The sequence below is a fragment of the Saccharopolyspora mangrovi genome, from assembly GCF_035320975.1.
In the GTDB taxonomy this organism is placed as follows: Bacteria; Actinomycetota; Actinomycetes; order Mycobacteriales; family Pseudonocardiaceae; genus Saccharopolyspora; species Saccharopolyspora mangrovi.
Genome location: NZ_JAWLNX010000002.1, coordinates 239,657 through 258,246, shown reverse-complemented (window position 1 = coordinate 258,246; position 18,590 = coordinate 239,657). Strand labels below are relative to the sequence as shown.

Genomic DNA, 18,590 nt, shown 5'->3' with positions numbered 1-18,590 from the left:
CGCTGGCCTGCCGCCCGCGGCGGGTGCCCGGCGGCGGCCCGCCTTCGGTGCGACCGGCGGGTCGTTACGCCCGGCTGTCGGCGGGGTCGCTGGTCAGGTCGGCGGTGTGGGTTTCGCGCATGAACCACACGCACACGGCGCAGATCAGGGCGATCAGCACGAGGTAGGCCGAGATCGGGACGGACGAACCGGTCGAGGCGATCATCTGGGTGGCCAGGATGGGGCTCAGGCCGCCGCCGACGATGCTGCTGGCGTTGTAGGCGACCGAGGACCCGGTGTACCGGTACCGCGTGGCGAACAGTTCCGGCAGGAAGGCGCCCATCGGTGCGAACAGCGCGGCGAACGCGATCATGCCGACCGACATGCCGAGGGCGATGAGCAGCGGGTTGCCGGTGTTGATCAGTGCGAACAGCGGGAACGCCCACGCGATGGCGAGAACTGCCGCGCCCAGGCACACCCGGCGGCGGCCCGTCCGGTCGGACAGGGCGGCGAAGAGCGGGGTGGCGACGCCCATCACCGCTGCGGCGATCATGGCGCAGACGATCAGCATGTTCTTGTCGAGGTCGAGCACCTCGGTGCCGTAGGAGAGCGAGAACGTGGTGATCGTGTAGAACAGCGTGTGCGCGAGGATGAACGAGCAGGTGGCCAGCATCAGGGTGCGCGGCTGGCGCCGGATCACCTCGACGATCGGGGCCTTGGACTTGTCGTGCTCGCGCATGGCCTTCTCGAACACCGGCGTCTCGGCGATCTTCATCCGGACGTAGTAGCCGACGACGAGCAGCAGCGCGCTGGCCAGGAACGGCACCCGCCAGCCCCAGGATTCGAACGCCGCATCCGAGAGCGTGCCGCCCAGCAGCAGGAATGCCGTTCCTGCGACGACGAACCCGACCGCCGGCCCGACCTGCGGGAAGCTGGACCACAGCCCGCGGCGGTTCTCCGGGGCGTACTCGGTGGCCAGCAGGACCGCACCACCCCATTCGCCGCCGAGACCGAAACCCTGCAAGAACCGGCACAGCACCAGCAGCACCGGGGCGGCGATCCCGATCGTTTCGTAGGTGGGCAGCAAGCCGATCGCGACGGTGCCGGTGCCCATCGTCAGCAGGGAGACGATCAGCATCGTCTTGCGCCCGATCCGGTCGCCGAAGTGGCCGAACACCACCGCACCCACGGGTCGAGCCACGAACCCGACGCCGAACGTGGCGAACGCGGCCAACGTCCCGGCCAGCGCCGAGAACGTGGGGAAGAACAGCTTCCCGAGAACGAGCGCGGCAGCGGTGCCGTAGATGTAGAAGTCGTAGAACTCGATGGCGGTGCCGATGAAGGTAGCGGCCGCGATTCGCGATCTCGGCACCGAGGCCGACGGGGCGGCGGTGGTGGACATGGCTACTCCTTCGTGGCCGGTCGAACCGCGGCTGGGCAGAGCGTGCTCCGCCCTCGGCCCAGGTGTGCAGGGAGTATGTTCCGGCGTCGTGCGCGTCACGACCTCCTGGTGTCGAAGTCTCGCCCGATGCCTTCCTCCCGTTGTAGGAAATCGCAGGTCGCAGCACTCAGCTCGGGTCGTCGAGCAAGGCCATCATCCGCACGCCGAGATGCAGGGCCAGGCGGTTGCCACCGTCGCTGAGGCTGAGCCCGGTGATCTGCTCGATCTGGTTCAGCCGGTAGTACAGCGAGGTCCGGTGGATGTGCAGTGCCGCGGCCGCATCCGGCCCGGAACCGGCGTTGTCCAGGTAGACCGCGAGGGTGTTGACCAGCCGTCCGTGCGGATCGTTCGCGATGAGCCGGGTGAGCGCTGCCGGGAGCAGCAGGGGAGTGAGCCGTTCCTCCGGGATCTCCAGCAGCGTCGCGTACACCCCGAGCTCCTCCCAGAGCACGACGTCGGCTGAACCGGGCAACGTTCGCGCGCTGCGCGAGGCCGTGGAGGCTTGTTCCCGCGAGATCCACGCGTCGGCCAGGCCGTCAGCAGTGGTCCCGATCCCGACGACGCACCGTGCCGACTCGCCGAGGATCTCGCGGACCTGCTTGGCGACCACCGCGCCTTGCTCCCGCAGGTGTTCCTTCGGCGCCGGTGCGCTCTGCAGCAGGAAACCGTGGTTTCCCTCGACGGCGAAGACGATTTCGTCGAATCGGTTGCGCGCGACGGCCTCGAGCGCGACCCGAAGGGCCACCTCGATCTGCGCGTTGTCCTTCTCCGGCGCGACGACGTCCGCGACGGTGACGGTCGCGTGGTGTCCGCTGCGGAGCCGTTCCTGCCTGCTCAGCGCCTGCTGTGCGGCCGTTCGTTGCTCCGCCGTGCCGCAGAGCAGTTCCAGCACAGCTGTTTCCGCCGCGACGCGCTGGGCGTCTTCGGTGACGAAGTCCCGGTACAGCAGCGCCCCGATCGCAGCGGCGGAATCCTCGATGGTTCGGAGGTCGGCTTCGGTGAGCGTGTCCGGGTCGATCACCATCAGCAGGCCGAGAAGCTCGCTGCGGCACCGGATCGGCTTGCACAGGCGAGCGCGCATGTGCAGGTCTGGCCGGGCCGGGATGACGCCGGGCCTGGTCCACCCGGTGATGCCTTGCGCGAGCAGGTGCCCGATGACCGCGCTGCCGCCGTCGCGCTGCAGCACCGCGTGGACGCGCACCCCGTCCTCGTCGCCGTAGTGCCTGCTCGCGCACATCAGGTGAACCGAAGGATCGTTGATCGCGACCGACCGGCCGATCTTCTCGGCCAAGGCGTCGACCATCCGTTGCAGATCACTACCGCTCATGTCCCGTGCGTGCGGGCTCGTGGTCCGCACTGCTCCTCTCCGATGTGGTGATCGCCGTCGTTCGGGGCGGTCGCGCTCCGGCATCCGTGTTATGGCGTTGATGAGGGATTTTCTACAGCGGGAGGAAGATTCGCGGCAAGGTCTCGACGAGGCGTGGTGTCGGCGACGCGGTGGGGGTGCGAATACTCGGTTCCGCGGCGCTGGACGCTGGCGAACCTGATGACCGTCACCTCCGGACCGTTGAGCGCGGAAGAGCACGAGGATGTGGATCATGGGCAACCGGTTGGCCGGGAAGGTCGCGCTCGTCTTCGGTGCTGGTTCCAGCGGCGCGGGGATGAGCAACGGAAAAGCCGCAGCGCTGACCTTCGCACGTGAAGGAGCCGGTGTTGCCGCGATCGACGTCAACCCGGAGGAAGCCGAGCGCACCGCCAGCGCGATCCGCGACGAAGGCGGTGTCGCTGTCGCGATCGAGGCCGACATCACCTCCGAAGACCAGGTCGTCGCAGCGGTCGCCGACGCCGAACGACAACTCGGCACGCCCTCGGTGCTGCACAACAACGTGGGCCTCGCGCGCACCGGCGACCTCGCCGAGCTCGACGTGCGGACCTGGCAGGAAGTCTTCTCGGTCAACGTGACCGGTGCGTTCCTGACCTGCAAGCACGTCCTGCCCCGCATGGTCGAGGCAGGCCGGGGTGCGGTCGTCAACATCTCGTCGATCGCGGCCATCCGCGACACGGGATACCCCTACCCGAGCTACAGCGCGGCCAAAGCCGCGGTCAACCAGCTCACCGTCGCACTGGCCCTGCGGCACGCAGCCGACGGGATCCGCGTCAACGCGGTGGTCCCGGGTCTGATCGACACGCCTCTGGTCGCCCAGCAGGTGATTTCCGGAAGCGCCGATGCGCGAGCCGCGCTCGACGACCGGAATGCCGCCAGCCCGACCGGCCGGATGGGGACGCCGTGGGACGTCGCCTCGGCTGCACTGTTCCTCGCGTCCGACGAATCCGCCTACATCAACGGGGTTTGCTTGCCCGTCGACGGAGGGCTTTCGATGAGATGCACCTGAGAAGGCCCCACCCGACGGCCGGTCCAACGCGTTGGGTTTCGCGCTGTCACGTCGCTAGATTCGCTTGATCGCCGTATTCGCAGGGGAGCGCAGGTGAACCTCCACCGTCTGCTGGTCGAGCGGCACCGGGAGTCGGGGCCGATCAGAGTTGGCGTCATCGGGGCCGGGAAGTTCTCCTCGATGTTCCTCACCCAGGCACTGCACGTCCCGGGTCTGCACGTGGTGGGCGTCGCGGATCTCAGCCCTGACCGCGCCCGCGCTGCGCTCGCGCGGACCGGCTGGCCGCCTGAGCGGTACGCCGCGTCGTCCTTCGGCGAGGCGCTGCGCACCGGCGGCACGCACGTGTCCGACAGCGCGGACGAGCTCATCGACGTCCCCGGTCTCGAGGTGGTCCTCGAGATCACCGGCGATCCGATCGTCGGCAGCTACCACGCCGTCCGCGCCATCGACGCCGGGCGGCACGTCGTCATGGTCAACGTCGAGGCGGACTGCCTGGTCGGGCCGTTGCTGGCCGAACGCGCCCGCCGGGCCGGAGTCGTCTACACGATGGCCTACGGCGACCAGCCCGCGTTGATCTGCGAGCTCGTCGACTGGTGCCGCACGGTCGGATTCGACGTGGTCGCGGCCGGCAAGGGCACCAAGCACCTGCCGGAGTACAGCAGCTCGACCCCGGACACGGTCTGGGACCACTACGGCTTCACCGCCGAGCAGCTGGCCAGCGGCGACTACAACCCCAAGATGTTCAACTCGTTCCTCGACGGAACCAAGTCGGCCATCGAGATGGCCGCCGTGGCCAACGGCACGGGCCTCCAGCCGCAGGACGAGGGCCTGCTCTTCCCGCCGGTCGATGTCGAGGATCTGGCCACCGCGCTGCGGCCGAGGGAGCTGGGCGGTTCGCTGACCCAGCGCGGCACGGTCGAAGTGATCTCCAGCCTGAACCGCGATGGGACGGAGGTCGACCGCGACCTGCGGTGGGGCGTCTACGTCACCTTCGAGGCGCGCACCGACTACGCCGTCCAGTGCTTCGCCGAGTACGGGGTGCGCACCGATCCCACCGGCCGCTACGGGGCGCTGTACCGCCCGTACCACATGATCGGTCTCGAACTGGGTGTCTCCATCGCCTCCGCGGTGCTGCGCGGTGAACCCACCGGTGCGCCCGAGGCTTTCCGCGGTGACGTCGTGGCCGTGGCCAAGCGCGACTTGCGGGCCGGTGAGGTGCTCGACGGCGAGGGCGGCTTCATGGTCTACGGCAAGCTCGCTCCTGCCCGCGCTTCGCTGGCCGCTGAAGCCCTGCCGATCGGCCTGGCGCACGGCTGCAGGTTGGTGAACGACGTGCCCGCGGGCGCGGTCCTGGGCTGGGCGGACGCCGCTCTCGACGACTCCGTGCTCGCGGTGAAGCTGCGCCGCGAACTCCAGGAGAGCTGACCGGACTCGCGCGCTCGCAGCTCGGTCAGCGACTCCAGCGGACAACGGTGCCGAGCTCGAAGGCAAGGTCGCCTTCATCACCGGAGCCGGGCGAGGGCACCGAGATGTCGTCCGGGTTGAGTGGGAAGAGTTCCATCTGTCCGGCCGTCGCGGCCTTGTTGGTTTCGCCGAGGCCGCGACGGTGCTCGTTGGTGATCCACGGATCCACCAGTCGTTGCCACTCTGCGGGCTCGGCCTCGTCGGATTCCAAGTCTGCGACCGTGCGCGGGGTTAGTTGCGAAGGACCAGGTCCCGCGGGTTGAGGTTGCCGCCGGGTCTCCGACAGCGTGTTGACGGGTCGCGACAGTTGATATCACCGCGGCTGGAGATCGGCCGTTTCCTGCTCCTGGTGCCCTCTTGATGAGGGCTTGGCGCGCGGCCGGGACCCGGTCTTGGCGGCGTCACTGGAAGTTCTTCAACGCCTCTTGGGCTCGTTGGACTCCGGTCTGCATGTCGTTGAAGTCCATGGCCGGCGCGAGTTCGATGTGGGCTCCGACGGTTTCGAAGAATGGTTCGGCGATCGCGGGGAGTCGGGAGGCGTCCTGCATGTCGAAGACGAAGTGTGCGGTGCGTTTGCCGTTTGACGGGCTGAAGAACGCAGCTTCCGGTTTCAACTCGTCTCGGGCCCACTGCATGAGTTTCTGCAGCGTGCCGTCGCGGAATGCCTGGTTGCCCTTCTCCGTGTCGATCGAGACCGTCAAGAGCATTCGCATGCTTGCCTCCATCGCCGTACCGGTCCGATGCGCGGCGCACCGATTCCGTACCGGGCGGCGCTGCCTCCACGGTGTCGAACGGGGTGCTTGCTGGCCAGTCGATCAGGGCATCGCCTGCGGCGGCGCGACCGCGACCGGCCTCTGCTGTTGGTGACGAAGCCACTCGGGTGATCAGCGCGATCTGTTCAGCAAGCCTCTGGCATCACGATGGTGGGTAACGCAACTGTGTGTCTTTTGCCCACCAGGTCTAAATTCCTCCGTGCGAGGATTCCCAGTGACGTTCCATCCTCGTATGGCAGGGCCTGGTGGGGGTGGGCCCTGTGGTTGTTCCGATCCGTGCCCGCGCGTGGGTCGGGGGCGGTAGAACAACGCAGCGAGGCGCTCCGCGTCGCCGTGCCTGGTCGAGCGGAGCGCCTCGCCGCGAAAAAGACCCGCGCGCTGAGAGACGGGACATCATGAATTCATCATGACGGATGACCAAAGCGTCTTCGAGGAGTTCTTGTTCAGGCTCAGCGATGAGCAAGTGCGAACCTCACCTGAAGGTTAGGTCGAGATTCGATCCTGGCGAGATGTCGATCTCGATGCCCCGCTCCGGCTTCAGGTGAGTCCAGGGTGGCGCAACGTCTGCGGAAGATGGAGCGCGACGGGGAGCTTGCATTTCCGGATGAGCAGCCGATGGTTGCGGCACTTCAACTCTTCTTGGTGCACCTCGATGAAGCGATCCGCACCAGGCGCTCCGCTGAAACGGAACTCGTTCCCTCTCGTGCGGGGAGTCACGTCGTTTGTGCCCGGCTAGCTGCCGGTGTGCTCCTGACCTGCGTAAGCAGCGGCGCGGGAGCGCTGAGATCAAGAGATCGTGGGTCGAATCCACCGTCTCGGCGGGCAAGAGCGTTTCCACCAGTAGGAGCCCGTGGAAAGCCTCTCCTTTGTGTTCGTGCTCAAGCGACAACGCCACGGTGAGTGCCATCTCACGCGCTGTCAGGAGTTTGCGGCGGGCTGCGGCCGGGAATGACGGCGGTGGAAGCGGACCCGACGAGGGGGAGCGAGATTCGTGTCTACCGGCGGTCAGCACGAAGCGGGGGAATGTCACGTCGTGCCGGTTCAGCGTGGGGGTGGCTGGAAGGTCACCGGTGCCGGTGCGGAGTTCCACGTGTCGCGGCAATGCGACGCGATCGACGAAGCGTGTTCCCAGCTCCGCCACGGCGGTGGTGGCGCAGTGGTCATCCACGGCATCACCGGGAAGGTGCAGGACCGGCGCACGGTCTGAGGGGGCGGCGCGGGCCCGCGGCCAGCCGGGTCCGCCGGTGCGAGCCGTGAGCCCGGTGGCGCGGCTGTTCGCGAAGGCGCCGGTCCGGCGGAGGCGCCTTCGCGAACGGTCAGCCGTGGCAGGTCAGGCGTAGCGGGCGCGGAAGTCGCTCTCGAGTTCTTCGAGGGAGCGGTCCTTGGTTTCCGGCACGCACGTGGCGATGAAGGTGATCGCCAGCGCGCCGAAGACGGCGAACGCGAAGAAGGCGTTGGAGATGCCGACGGCCTCCACGATCGGCGGGAAGCCGAGGGCGACCAGGGCGTTGGCGATCCAGAGCACGAAGATGCTGATGCCGATGGCAAGGCTTCGGATCTTCAGCGGGAACATCTCCGAGAGGATGAGCCAGACCAGCGGGCCGATGGTCGACTGCATGGAGAAGACGAACAGCACGACGAAGGCGAGGACGAACCACGCCTTGGCGTCTCCTTCCGGCATGAGCAGGGCGGACAGGCCGACGAGCAGGTGGAACGTGGTGGTCAGCGCGAATCCGCCGAGCAGCATGGTGCGTCGCTTGATCTTGTTCATCACGGACAGCCCCACCGCTACGCCGATGACGCTGAAGGCACCGTTGAGCGTGTTCGCGATGATGGCCGAGTTGGCGGAGAAGCCGGCATCGCCGAGCAGCTGCGTGCCGTAGTACATGACGGAGTTGATGCCGGTGAACTGCTGGCAGATTCCGAGACCGGCTCCGATGAGGATCAGCACCCGCACCCAGCGCACGCCGAGGTCCACGGTGCCAGCGGTCTTGGCGTTGCGCTCCTCTTCGGCGAGGCGGTGCACTTCGGCCATTTCGGCGTGCGCGCGTTCGGGGCTGCGAACCTGCAGCAGCACGGCCAGTGCTTCGTCCTCGCGTCCTCGGGCCACCAGCCAGCGCGGGCTCTCCGGCAGCCGGAGCATGCCGAAGAACAGCACGATCGCCGGCAACACCGCTACGAGGAGCATGACGCGCCAGATTCCGGCGACGTCGTTCCACGCGCTGAAGATGATCGCGTTGACGACGAAGGCGGAGAACTGGCCCACCACGATCATCAACTCGTTGCGGGTGACGATGCCGCCGCGGCGTTCGACCGGTGCGACCTCGGCGAGGTAGACCGGGACCGTCGCCGAGGCGCCCCCGACGGCGAGCCCGAGGATGAACCGGAACAGGGCGAGGACCTGCCAGCTCGGGGCCAGCACGCACCCGAGCGTGCCGACCATGAACACCAGCGAGAGGAGCAGGATGTTGTGGCGGCGGCCGTAGCGATCCGACAGCACCCCGCCGACCACGGCGCCGAAGGCGGCGCCGAACACGAGGTTGCTGACGACGATCCCCTCGGTGAAGGGCGTGAGCCCCAGGTCTGCGGTGAGCGGGTCGAGGGCACCGTTGACGACGCCGGTGTCGTAGCCGAACAGCAGGCCCCCGAAGGTGACGATCACGGCGATCAGGCCGAGCCGCCGGGAGGGGGCGCTTCGTGCGTCGGGTGGGAGTGCGATCGGTGGGGAGTCGGTGGTTCGTCTCGTCATGACGACTGCTCCTCGTTGAGCGATCGGGATCGGACGGTCGTGGTCGGTCGAGGACGTGGGCAGGAGGTCTGGTCGGCAGTCAGCCCGCGAACGCGGCGACGAAGGAATCGAGCGCCTGGTCCGGGTCGTGCTTCGCCCATCCCTCCAGGGCGACGACGCCGCTGTAGTTCAGGTCGCGCAGCGCTCGCGCGATGGCGGGGTAGTTGATCTCGCCGGTGCCGGGTTCACATCGGCCGGGGACGTCGGCGACCTGGATCTCGCCGACGTGGGGGAGCGCCTCGTGCACCAGCTGGATGAGGTTTCCCTCCCCGATCTGGGCGTGGTAGAGGTCGAGGTTCATCCGCAGGTGCCGGCTGTCGACCGCGCGCACCAGGGCCAAGGTGTCCTCGGCGCGGGCGAACGGCGTGCCGGGGTGGTCGACGGCGAGGTTGAGGTTCTCGAGGGTGAACACGCGGTCGGCTTGTTTGCCCAGTTCAGCGAGCTCGTTCAAGGTCTCGGCCGCGGTGAGCCACATCGCCGGGGTGACGACCTCCACCGGGCGCACGGGACGACCTCCCTCGCCGAGCCCGGTTCCGTGCAGGTTCAGGCGCGGGCACGCGAGCGTGTCGGCGACGTCCAGGGACTTGGCCGCGCTGTCGAGCAGCGCGGTGATGCCGTCGCGTTCGGTGAGGTTTCCGGTGATGTATCCGGTCATCGAGGAGAAGGTGGCGCCGGTGGCGGCGAGTTCGTCGATGTCCTTGTCGACCCAGTTCCAGATCTCGACCTGCATTCCGCGGTCGGCGATCTTGCGGACTCGGTCGGTCAGCGGGAGGTCGGTGTGGAGCATCTCCGCGCAGGCGGCGAGGGTGTAGGTCATGAGGCTGCTCCGTCGAGGGCGGGGGAGACGTCAGAGATCGCGATCGGTGCGCCGGTCTCGATGCTGCGGATGGCGGCCGCAGCGATCGACAACGCGGTGCGCGCCTCGGCACCGGTGGGGCCGATGGGGTCGCCGTGTCGGATCGCGTCGGCGAAGGCCTGCAGTTCGGCGAGGTACGCGTCGCGCAGGAGGTCGGTGTCGCGCCGGGAGGTTTCGGCGTGGATGCCCGCGGCGTCGTGGAGCGTCATGTCGGTGGCGCGGCAACTGCCGGTGGTGACCATTCCCGCCGAGCCGAAGGCTTCAGCGCGCACGTCGTAGCCGTACGCGGCGGAGAAGTTCGCATCGGCGGTGGCGATGGCGCCGTTGTCGAATCGGATGCTCACCACCGCGGTGTCCAGGTGGCCGGCGGCTTTCGCTTCGGGGGAGACCAGCGCGTCGGCGAAGGCGTGCACCTGCAGGGGTGCGGAACCCGGGTTCAGCCAGCACAGGGCGTCGAAGTCGTGGATCAGGGTTTCCAGGAAGATGGTCCACTGCGGGATCCGCGTCGGGTCCCCGAGGAACGGGCCGGGATCGCGCGTGAGCGAGCGCAGGATCTGCGGGGTCCCGACCTTGCCGCGGACGACGGTGTCGCGGGCGGCCGCGAAACCGGGGGCGAAGCGGCGGTTGAAGCCGACCTGCAAGATCACCCCGGCGTCCTCGGTGGCCCTGATCGCGCGATCGGCATCGGGTAGCGAAACCGCCATCGGCTTCTCGCAGAACACGTGCTTTCCCGCGGCCGCGGCGGCGACGACGAGCTCGGTGTGGGCGCGCGCAGGAGCGGTGATCAGGACCCCGTCGATGCCGGGGTTCTGGAGCACCTCCTCGGTGGTCATCGCTTCGGCGTCGAGCTGGGCGGCGAGTCGTTGGGCCGCCTCCGGGACGGGATCGGCCACGGCCGCGAGGCGTGCGCCGGGAATCCGGCGTGCCACCAGTTCCGCGTGGTTGGCGCCGATGCGTCCCGCTCCGATGGTGGCCAGCCGCAGCTCGTCGGCACGGCGCGGGTGTTGGGTGGGGCTGGTCATCTCGCTCCTCGGGTGAAACCGGGCTGTGCGGGGTGCTGAGTGCTGTTCAACGTGCGGATTCGTGCAGTTCGACGTGGTTGCCGGAGGGGTCCTGCAAGAACGACTGCCGGGCACGCCCCACCGGGACGGGTTCGGAGACCTCCACGCCGAGACCGACGAGTCGCTCCCGCAGCGGGTCGAGCTCGGCGACGTGCAGCGCGAAGTGCTGTCCGAGGGCCGGTGGCGGCTGGCCTTCGATGAGGTGCAGCTGGTGGTCGCGCAGGTCCAGCCACGCGCCGCGCACCTCGGTGTCGGGTCGATCGGTGCGCTGCCGCAGGCCGAGCGCGCCGACGTAGAAGTCGAGCGCCTCGTCCAGGTTTCGGACCACGAGCGAGACGTGGTGGAGTGCTGGGGGAGTCAACTCATTCACCGTCCACAGTGTTCTCATGAGTGCTGGTGGTGCTCAGCGAGGGCGGTGGATCAGAGGTCCACCGCGGCCGCGTGGAGGTTCTTGGCCGCCAGGGCCAGACCTTCGAGTTGGGAGTACGAGGCGTCTTCGTGCTCGATGTTCACGGGCATGTCCGGGTCGACCTCGGCGAGCGCGGCCAGGAACTCGGTCCAGTAGGCGATCCCGTGGCCGAGGCCGACGGCGACGAACTTCCAGGCCGGGTCATCGGGCCAGGTGTTGCACCAGGTGCCGATGCCGGTGGGGACCTTGGCGGGCGCGTCCGCTGGTACGCGGGAGAAGGAGGTGTCGAGCACCCCTCGGACGCCGATGCCGGGGCACAGCGTCGCGTCCTTGGCCGCGGCGTGCAAGACCAGCGGGCCGAGGTGGCGGATGCAGGCCACCACGTCCATGCCCTGCCACATCAGGTGGGAGGGGTCCATTTCGGCGCCGAGGTTGCTCGCGCCGGTCCGCTCGACGAGCTGCTCGAGCGTGATCGGGGAGAACACGAGGTTGTGCGGGTGCATCTCGATGGCCACGCGAACGTCGTGGGCGCGGGCGAGAGCGTCGATCTCGCTCCAGAACTCGGTGGCCACGCCCCACTGGTAGTCCAGCACGTCCATCTGGACGCCGTCCCACGGGTTGACCACCCAGGACGGGTACTTCGCGTGGGGGTCCGATCCCGGAGTGCCGGACATCGTCACGACGGTGCGAATGCCGAGCAGGCCTGCGAGTTCGATGGTGCGCCGGAGGTCGTCGGCGTGCTTCGCACCGGTGCCGGGCAGCGGGCTGAGCGGGTTGCCGTTGCAGTTGAGCCCGGTGAGCTCCACGCCCCGCTCGGCGAAGGCGGCCAGGTAGTCGGCCCTGGCCCGCTCGGAGGACAGCAGCAGGTCGACCGGGCAGTGCGGTGCGGGCAGGAAGCCACCGGTGTTGACCTCGGCCGAGGTGAGTCCGTGGGCGCGGAGCACGTCGAGGGCCTCGGCGAGTGGCCGGTCGTGCAGGCAGGCGGTGTAGGCGCCGAGTTTCAGCGGCACGGTGGGAGTCCTCCTGTCTCGAGTTGCAGGTCAGGCCACGTCGATCGACGTACCGGTCCGGTCGCTGGCGACGATGGCTTCGATGACGCGCATGGTGTGCAGGGCGTCGGCGAAGCTCGCGCAGGCGGGCAGCGGTTCGGGCGTGCCGACGATCTGGTCGAGGAACGCTCGGCACTGGTAGATGAAGGTCTCGGCGTTGCCGCCGCCGTTGCCCGGAGCCTGCGTCGGGTATCCGCCTGCGAAGTAGGGCAGCTGCGGGCCTGCGATGACCTGGCGCGCGCCCCGCGTGCGGGACTCCGGCTGGGTGTCGTCGAAGAAGTACTCGGCCGGGCGGTGCCAGTCGAAGGAGGCGCGGCCGGAGAGCCCGTGGGCGTCGAAGGCGAGTCCGTTGGGCATGCCGAACGCGGTGCGCGACACCGAGAACGAGCCCGTGAGCCCGGAGGAGAACCGCGCGGTGAACACGGCGGTGTCCTCGTTCTCGACCTCGCCGACCTCGTCGCCGACCGGGGCCGGGGCGTGCCCGACGACGGGGCCGAGTGGAACCGGGCGCTTCGGGACCTGGGTCGACAGGGCAGCGCCCGCGATCGACTCGATCGGTCCGCAGATGTGCTCGGCGAGGTCGATGAGGTGCGCACCGATGTCGCCGAGCGCGCCGGTGCCGGGACCTCCCTTGTAGCGCCAGGCGAGCGGAGTGCGGGGATCGGCGGCGTAGTCCGCCCAGTACCGGCCGTTGAACAGCGTCATCTCGCCGAGCTCGCCGGTCTGGACGTGGTCGCGGATGGCGGCGATGGCCGGCGTGCGGCGATAGCTGTAGCCGACGGCGGTCACGACGTCGGTGGTCTCCTCGGCGGCGACCATCGCCTCGGCATCGGCGATCGTGCTGGCCAGCGGCTTCTCGCAGAGCACGTGCTTGCCCGCGTTGATCAGCGCTTCGGCGACCTGCCGGTGCAGGGCGTTGTCGACGACGATGCTCACCGCGTCGATCGCGGGGTCGTCGACGATCTCCTCCCAGCTGGAGACGGCTTTATCGTAGCCGTAGCGGCGCGCGGCGTCTTCGGCGAGGTCGGTGTTGGCGTCGGCGATCGCGGCCAGCCGGACCGGCGGAAGCCCTTCGCCGAAGACGGTGTTGACCTGGCGGTATCCGGCGGCGTGGCTGCGTCCGGCCAGCCCGGCTCCGATGACGGCGACTGACAGTGGCTGCTTCGACATGGAGTGCGTGCCCTTCTTCGCTCGGGGAGCTCGGAGGCTCGTGGGCGCTGAGGAGAGCTGTCCGGCGCGAGCTCTCGTGCGCTCGCACCGGATGTGGCCCGCTGAGCCGAAACGTTTCGGTTCGCTGTGATGGCTGACACTAAGGAGTGGGTGGTCTTTATGTCAAGACATGATTCGGTGGCTGTTGCGATAGGTTGAGGCGCGGAGGGAACGCCGGGCTCGAGTCGGAAGGCGGGTGTGATGCCCGAGAGGAACGGGAAGACCACGATCGTCGACGTGGCCAGAGCTGCGGGCACGTCGGTCTCGTCCGCTTCCGTCGCTCTGGGCGGGCAACCCGGCGTGTCGGAGAAGACCCGGGCGCACATCGTCGAAACCGCGAAGCGCCTCGGGTACCAGCCGGACCAACGGGCCAGCCGGCTGCGTCGGCGCCGGTCCCGGCTCCTGGGCGTGACCTTCGCGGCCCACCAGCACTTCCACGCGGAAGTGATCGAGAACCTCTACCGCTCGGCCGAGCACAGGGGCTACGACCTGCTGCTCAGCGCCACCACCCAGAGCCGCTCGGCTCGCAAGGCCGTCGAGTCCTTGCTCAGCGACAGGTGCGAGACCCTCGTCCTCATCAGCCCTGACATCGACGAGTCCGAGCTGGAACAGCTGGCCGAGCGCGCCTCGGTGGTGACCATCGGCTCGCACCTGCGGGTGCCGGGCGTGGACTCGCTGCACGCCGACGACAACCAGGGCGTCGCGGACGTCGTCGATCACCTGGTGGGACTGGGGCACAGCGACATCGCCTACGTCGACGGCGGCGGTACGGGGGAGGCCGCAGCGCGTCGGGAAGCCTATGTCGCCTCGATGCGCGCGCGGGGACTGGACCGGCACGTCCGCGTGCTCGACGGGAACCCGACCGAGGAGTCCGGGGCGGAGGCCGCCACGCGCCTCCTCGAGTCTCGAAAAGCCCTGCCGAGCGCGGTTTTCGCGCACAACGACATGATCGCGTTCGGTCTGCTGCTCACCCTGCGCTCCCGAGGCGTGGCGGTCCCCGATGAGGTGTCGGTGGTCGGCTACGACAACACCCGGCTGGCCGCGCTGACCACGGTGCAGATGACCACGGTCAGCCAGGACGCCGCGCAGCTCGCAACAGCCGCGGTGGACCGCGCGATCGAGCGAACGGACAACGCGCCACCGGCCAGGGAGATCGTCAGCCCGGCACGCCTCGTCCTCCGGGCTACGACCGGACCACCGCGCCCGCTACGCGATCGATGACCGCGTAGCGGGCCCCGGGGTGCACCGTCCTGTGTGGAACCGCCGCACCTCCGACGAAGTTGCTAGATCCACACAGGTCCCGTGTGTCAGGTGGACACGAGCGGCAGGACGATTGCTGCGGTGACGAGCGAGATTCCGCTCAGCAGGTCGGTGCGGACGGGGATCACGTGCGTGACGAATCGGCCGATGCACAGCCCGGCCAGCGACATCACGGCGGTGATGGCTCCGAACACCACGGCGGAGACCAGCGGAGCGAATCCGAGAATCCCCAGTCCCGTTCCGGCGAGCAGGTTGTCCACGCTCAACGTGAGGGGCATGCCGAACAGGGTCACCCAGGGCTGGTCGATCTCTTCCGGCGCGGGCTTGCGAATCGCTCCGATCAGCAGGTACAGGCCGTACAGGCCCAGCAGTGCAGGCCCGGCGTACTCGGCGACCTCGCCCAGGTTCGCGCCGATGAAGTGGCCGAGCACGCCTCCGATCAGCGGTGCCACGGTGTCCCAGATGCCGAACACGACGGCTATTTGCAGGGCCCGGCGGAATTTGAATGGGATCGTCCCGATCGCAATAGACGACCTGAAGTTGTCCAAGCTCAGGAAGAATCCGAGGGCAATCGTCTCGAGCATCGAAACACCGTTCAGCTAAGTGACTTTGCAGTCATCCGGCAAACGCGAGGTGAACATTACAGAGGAATTCCTCGATCGGCAAGGATTGCCTTTAATTGCTGAATGAATGCCATTCGTCAATGTGGGGATGCCGTTCGTGCGGAACCCATTGATGTTGGTGCCGGTTCAGGTTATTTTCCGCGGCTCGAGCTGGGGGACCAGCCCGAGTTTGCGTTCGATCTCGCCCCACAGGTCGGGGTCGTCGGAGATCGCGCGACCGTTGTCGAGCGCGGCCCACGCTGTGGCGACCACGGTCTGCAGCAGTTCCCCGTAGTCGGCGGTGCTGTCCGCGCGAAGGGCGGCGTCGAGCGCGCTGTCGGTGTGATCGCCGGACGCGGTGGAGCTCAGGGGCAGACCGGGCGTGAGCAGTCCGGCCAGGTCGGCGGCGATGTACGTCGGCCGCTGGGACCGCGCGGCGAAGACCAGGTCTCGGAGTCGCGACGCTCCGCTGAGGACGAACAGCGAGTCGAGCCCGGCCGCGTGGGCGCCTTCGATGTCGGTGTCCAACCTGTCCCCGCACACGAGCGTCTCGGGTCGGCTCGTGCCCAGCCGGGAGCGGGCCAGGTCCAGCAGGGCTGCCCGCGGTTTGCCGACCACGTGCGGCGAGGTGCCTGCCGCCGCCTGCACCGCCGCGACCAGCACGCCGTTGCCGGGAGCGTTGCCGTGCGGGGTGGGCAAGGTGGGGTCGAGGTTGGTGGCAACCCAGGTCGCTCCGGCTTGGACGAGGTATCCGACCGCCGCCAGCTCGCGCCAGGTGACGTCGAATCCCAGCCCCTGGACGACCGCCTCGACTTGGTCGTCACCCAGCTCTGCGACGCTCACCGGGGTCAGCCCGGCTTCGGTGAGCGCGCGAGCGATCCCCGGCCCGCCCACCGCGCACACGCGAGTTCCCCGGTCCAGGTGGTGCGCGAGGTGGGCCGCGGCGGCCTGGGAGCTGGTGACCACCGACCAGCCCTGGCTGGCGATTCCGAGCCCGCGGAGGTGATCGCCCACGTCCTCCGGGGAGCGGGAGGCGTTGTTGGTCGCGAACACGACCGGTACGCCGTCGGCCGTCAGCCGGTTCAAGGTCTCGACCGCGTCCGGAACGGCCGCGGCGCCGCGGTAGACCACGCCGTCGAGATCGCAGATCAGTCCCCGGTAGCGCGTGATGAGGGGCTCGTGCCCGACGGGCGTTGCGGTGGTCTGACCGATCATGCGTGCTCCTGCAGCTCGTGGGCGCTGAGTCGGGGCAGTGCCGGACTGCGGTGCGCCGGCGGTTCGTGAGGCGCGCTCGCCGATGATCTCCCATTCGATTCCGGAACGGGCGGACTGCCGGAACAACTCCGCCGTTGCCCGCGGAGAGCGGAAATCAACAGTGATCGGGAAGGGGAGCGCTGAGGATTCGAATCGATTGGCATTGATCGCCCGAATTCCTGCCGACGATCAACCCTACGTCTGCCGACCCCTTTCCGGAAGTGTGAACCGCTGCCCCGGGTTGCTCATGCCGTTCACCCGGTGACGCCTACCGTTCAGCGCCGATGAACAACCGAATTCGCCATTGCGGCACCGCTGCCCGGTTCGCCCGCTGCGGCGAGCGCGGAAAGCAGGCACTTGAAGTGCCGCATCTCGGAAGCTATGTTGTGGCCTCCGTCACTTCGCGGCAGTTCGGGGATGCCCGTGTGCCCGAGCGACTAGGAGGTCGGGGTGACCGTGAGTTTGCCGCCTCTGGCGATCGCATCGAGCGCGTCCAGGGGACAAGATCGCGTGGGGAACGCGTTGGGACCCACGTCGACAGCCAGCAGTGTTGCGCGTGCGAGGGAGAGCTTCGCCGCCGGTGAGGACGTCGTCAAGGGCGTGCGGCCGGAAATCCTGGCGTCGTGGTACCGGTGCCGGGACCGGTACGAAGTGGACCGCACGCTGGACGTCGCGCCGGGGGCGACGGGCGAGAACGACTCCCGTCTCGACAACCGCGTGTTCTTCACGGCTCTGGGCGGCCTCGGCGCGCTGGCCGGCCGGGAAGTGGAACGTGACAGCGGCGTCGTCACGGTCACCGACGGCGGCGGGCGGGTCCTCGGGGTGTGGGGCGATCCCTCCGCGCGGCGGCAAGCCGACCTGAACAACCTCGCACCCTGGTCGTCGTGGTCGGAGCGGTGCACCGGCACGAACGGGATGGGAACCGCACTCGAGGTGCCCGGACCGGTGACGGTGATCGGCCCGGAGCACTGGTGCGAGAGCTTCAACCAGTGGTCGTGCGCGGGCATTTCCGTGCGGGACGTGGTGACCGGGGCGCCGGTCGCCTCGATCAACATCTCGCGGCTGAACGCGCCGCTGTCCCCGCACGTGTCGTCCTGGCTGACCGCCGCCGCCGCGTGCGTGGAGCACGGGATCTACCGGCGCGCCCTCGCCGAGGCCGAGAAGGTGCTGGCCGAGTTCAACCGCACGAGCTCCCGGGAAACCGGCCCGCTCATGGCGATGGACCGCGGCGGCAACGTGATCTCGGCCAACGACGCAGCGGTCTCGCTGCTCAAGCTGTCCGACGACAACCCCGTCGCCTCCGGCGCGATCGAGCCGAAAGATCGGTGGAACCCCAACATTCCCGGTCTCCTCGAAGCGGCTCGGTGGGCGATGGACCGGGCGTTGGAATCCGCGCGGTGGAGCGGCTACGCGACCCTGCCGGCCTGCCCGGGAGAAGCTGCGATTCCGATGACCATGCGGCCCATCGTCGAATCGAACCACGTGGTGGGCGTTCTGTGCGCGCTCGGGGTGCAGGAGGGTGAGCCGTACCAGGGCGAATCGAAACAGCCGGTCAACCCGGTGCCCCCGCGCGTCATCGGCGTCCGCGACGATCGGCTGGTGCTGCTGTCCCCGGCGGAGATCCGCTACGCCGAGGCCGACCGGAGCACCGTGTGGTTGAGCACGGACCGCGGGCGGATCCAGGCCGCCACGCGCGGCCTGGACAACGTGGAGGCGGCGCTGACGAACTTCGGTTTTCACCGGGTGCATCGGCGCTTCCTGGTCAACCTCCGACGGGTGGTCGAGTTGGAGCGAGGTTTCAAGGGCGAGCTCGTCCTGATCACGGACCCGCGTTCGCCCGAGCACGTTCCCGTGTCGCGGCGCCACGCCCCGGAACTCCGGCGACTCCTGGGAGTGTGAGACCCCTTCCGCCGTTCCCCAGTAGGGAGCCCGCGCGATGAGGTGAGGCTGCCGTTCGTACCGCGCGGGAGACCACCCGTGCCGAGTTGAACTCCACTGGTTCCCCAGATCTTGTCCGCTCGAGGAGTGGGCGGACAAGCTGTTCGCGGCTCG

General features: G+C 68.7%; 17 protein-coding genes. 5 read left to right on the top strand and 12 right to left on the bottom strand.

The window, feature by feature from the left end:
* Positions 1–64 precede the first annotated feature (64 nt).
* Positions 65–1,381 (bottom strand): MFS transporter, encoded by a 1,317-nt coding sequence (locus R4I43_RS03785; protein ID WP_324264089.1) that lies wholly within the window; start codon positions 1,379–1,381, stop codon positions 65–67.
* Between the two features lie 166 nt (positions 1,382–1,547).
* Entirely contained in the window at positions 1,548–2,747 is a 1,200-nt protein-coding gene (locus R4I43_RS03780; RefSeq protein ID WP_324264088.1) for a PucR family transcriptional regulator, read from the bottom strand.
* Positions 2,748–3,018: 271 nt separating this feature from the next.
* Here R4I43_RS03780 and R4I43_RS03775 point away from each other — a divergent pair, with 271 nt between their 5' ends.
* Positions 3,019–3,813 carry an SDR family NAD(P)-dependent oxidoreductase gene (locus tag R4I43_RS03775; protein ID WP_324264087.1) on the top strand — a complete coding sequence of 265 codons (795 nt, stop codon included), beginning with the start codon at positions 3,019–3,021 and terminating at the stop codon, positions 3,811–3,813.
* Positions 3,814–3,906: 93 nt separating this feature from the next.
* Positions 3,907–5,238 carry an NAD(P)H-dependent oxidoreductase gene (locus tag R4I43_RS03770; RefSeq protein WP_324264086.1) on the top strand — a complete coding sequence of 444 codons (1,332 nt, stop codon included), beginning with the start codon at positions 3,907–3,909 and terminating at the stop codon, positions 5,236–5,238.
* 25 nt (positions 5,239–5,263) lie between these two features.
* Here the strand turns inward: R4I43_RS03770 and R4I43_RS03765 are convergent, their stop codons facing one another.
* A complete protein-coding gene (locus R4I43_RS03765; protein WP_324264085.1) occupies positions 5,264–5,488 on the bottom strand; it encodes a hypothetical protein in 225 nt (74 codons plus the stop codon).
* A 190-nt stretch (positions 5,489–5,678) separates the two neighbouring features.
* Positions 5,679–5,984 (bottom strand): hypothetical protein, encoded by a 306-nt coding sequence (locus R4I43_RS03760; RefSeq protein ID WP_324264084.1) that lies wholly within the window; start codon positions 5,982–5,984, stop codon positions 5,679–5,681.
* Between the two features lie 1,099 nt (positions 5,985–7,083).
* On the opposite strand from R4I43_RS03760, the gene R4I43_RS03755 reads away from it, so the two are divergent.
* Positions 7,084–7,257: a DUF2188 domain-containing protein gene (locus R4I43_RS03755; RefSeq protein WP_324264083.1), complete on the top strand. Its 174-nt coding sequence runs from the start codon at positions 7,084–7,086 to the stop codon at positions 7,255–7,257.
* Positions 7,258–7,380: 123 nt separating this feature from the next.
* Here the strand turns inward: R4I43_RS03755 and R4I43_RS03750 are convergent, their stop codons facing one another.
* Genes R4I43_RS03750 through R4I43_RS03725 form a run of 6 tightly spaced genes read right to left on the bottom strand, consistent with a single transcriptional unit; the run spans position 7,381 to position 13,383 of the window.
* Positions 7,381–8,862: a sugar porter family MFS transporter gene (locus tag R4I43_RS03750; protein ID WP_324264300.1), complete on the bottom strand. Its 1,482-nt coding sequence runs from the start codon at positions 8,860–8,862 to the stop codon at positions 7,381–7,383.
* A 16-nt stretch (positions 8,863–8,878) separates the two neighbouring features.
* Complete coding sequence (locus R4I43_RS03745; RefSeq protein WP_324264082.1) at positions 8,879–9,655, bottom strand: TIM barrel protein; 777 nt, start codon at positions 9,653–9,655, stop codon at positions 8,879–8,881.
* Positions 9,652–10,716, bottom strand: coding sequence for a Gfo/Idh/MocA family oxidoreductase (locus R4I43_RS03740; protein ID WP_324264081.1), 1,065 nt, complete (start codon positions 10,714–10,716; stop codon positions 9,652–9,654). Before R4I43_RS03740 ends, R4I43_RS03745 begins: the two co-directional genes overlap by 4 nt.
* 46 nt (positions 10,717–10,762) lie before the next feature.
* Positions 10,763–11,125, bottom strand: coding sequence for a VOC family protein (locus R4I43_RS03735; protein WP_324264080.1), 363 nt, complete (start codon positions 11,123–11,125; stop codon positions 10,763–10,765).
* A 50-nt stretch (positions 11,126–11,175) separates the two neighbouring features.
* Positions 11,176–12,174, bottom strand: coding sequence for a sugar phosphate isomerase/epimerase family protein (locus R4I43_RS03730; RefSeq protein WP_324264079.1), 999 nt, complete (start codon positions 12,172–12,174; stop codon positions 11,176–11,178).
* Positions 12,175–12,204: 30 nt separating this feature from the next.
* Complete coding sequence (locus R4I43_RS03725; RefSeq protein ID WP_324264078.1) at positions 12,205–13,383, bottom strand: Gfo/Idh/MocA family protein; 1,179 nt, start codon at positions 13,381–13,383, stop codon at positions 12,205–12,207.
* A 240-nt stretch (positions 13,384–13,623) separates the two neighbouring features.
* Between R4I43_RS03725 and R4I43_RS03720 the strand changes: the two genes are divergently transcribed.
* Positions 13,624–14,643, top strand: coding sequence for a LacI family DNA-binding transcriptional regulator (locus R4I43_RS03720; RefSeq protein ID WP_324264077.1), 1,020 nt, complete (start codon positions 13,624–13,626; stop codon positions 14,641–14,643).
* A gap of 86 nt (positions 14,644–14,729) precedes the next feature.
* Here the strand turns inward: R4I43_RS03720 and R4I43_RS03715 are convergent, their stop codons facing one another.
* Both R4I43_RS03715 and R4I43_RS03710 read right to left on the bottom strand, forming a co-directional pair.
* Entirely contained in the window at positions 14,730–15,266 is a 537-nt protein-coding gene (locus R4I43_RS03715; RefSeq protein ID WP_324264076.1) for a manganese efflux pump MntP, read from the bottom strand.
* A 165-nt stretch (positions 15,267–15,431) separates the two neighbouring features.
* The gene (locus tag R4I43_RS03710; protein ID WP_324264075.1) at positions 15,432–16,499 is read right to left on the bottom strand and encodes an HAD-IIA family hydrolase; all 1,068 of its coding nucleotides are present in this window, start codon (positions 16,497–16,499) and stop codon (positions 15,432–15,434) included.
* Positions 16,500–17,048: 549 nt separating this feature from the next.
* Here R4I43_RS03710 and R4I43_RS03705 point away from each other — a divergent pair.
* On the top strand, positions 17,049–18,437 hold the full coding sequence (locus R4I43_RS03705) for a DNA-binding protein (protein ID WP_324264074.1): 1,389 nt from the start codon (positions 17,049–17,051) through the stop codon (positions 18,435–18,437).
* Positions 18,438–18,590: the final 153 nt, after the last annotated feature.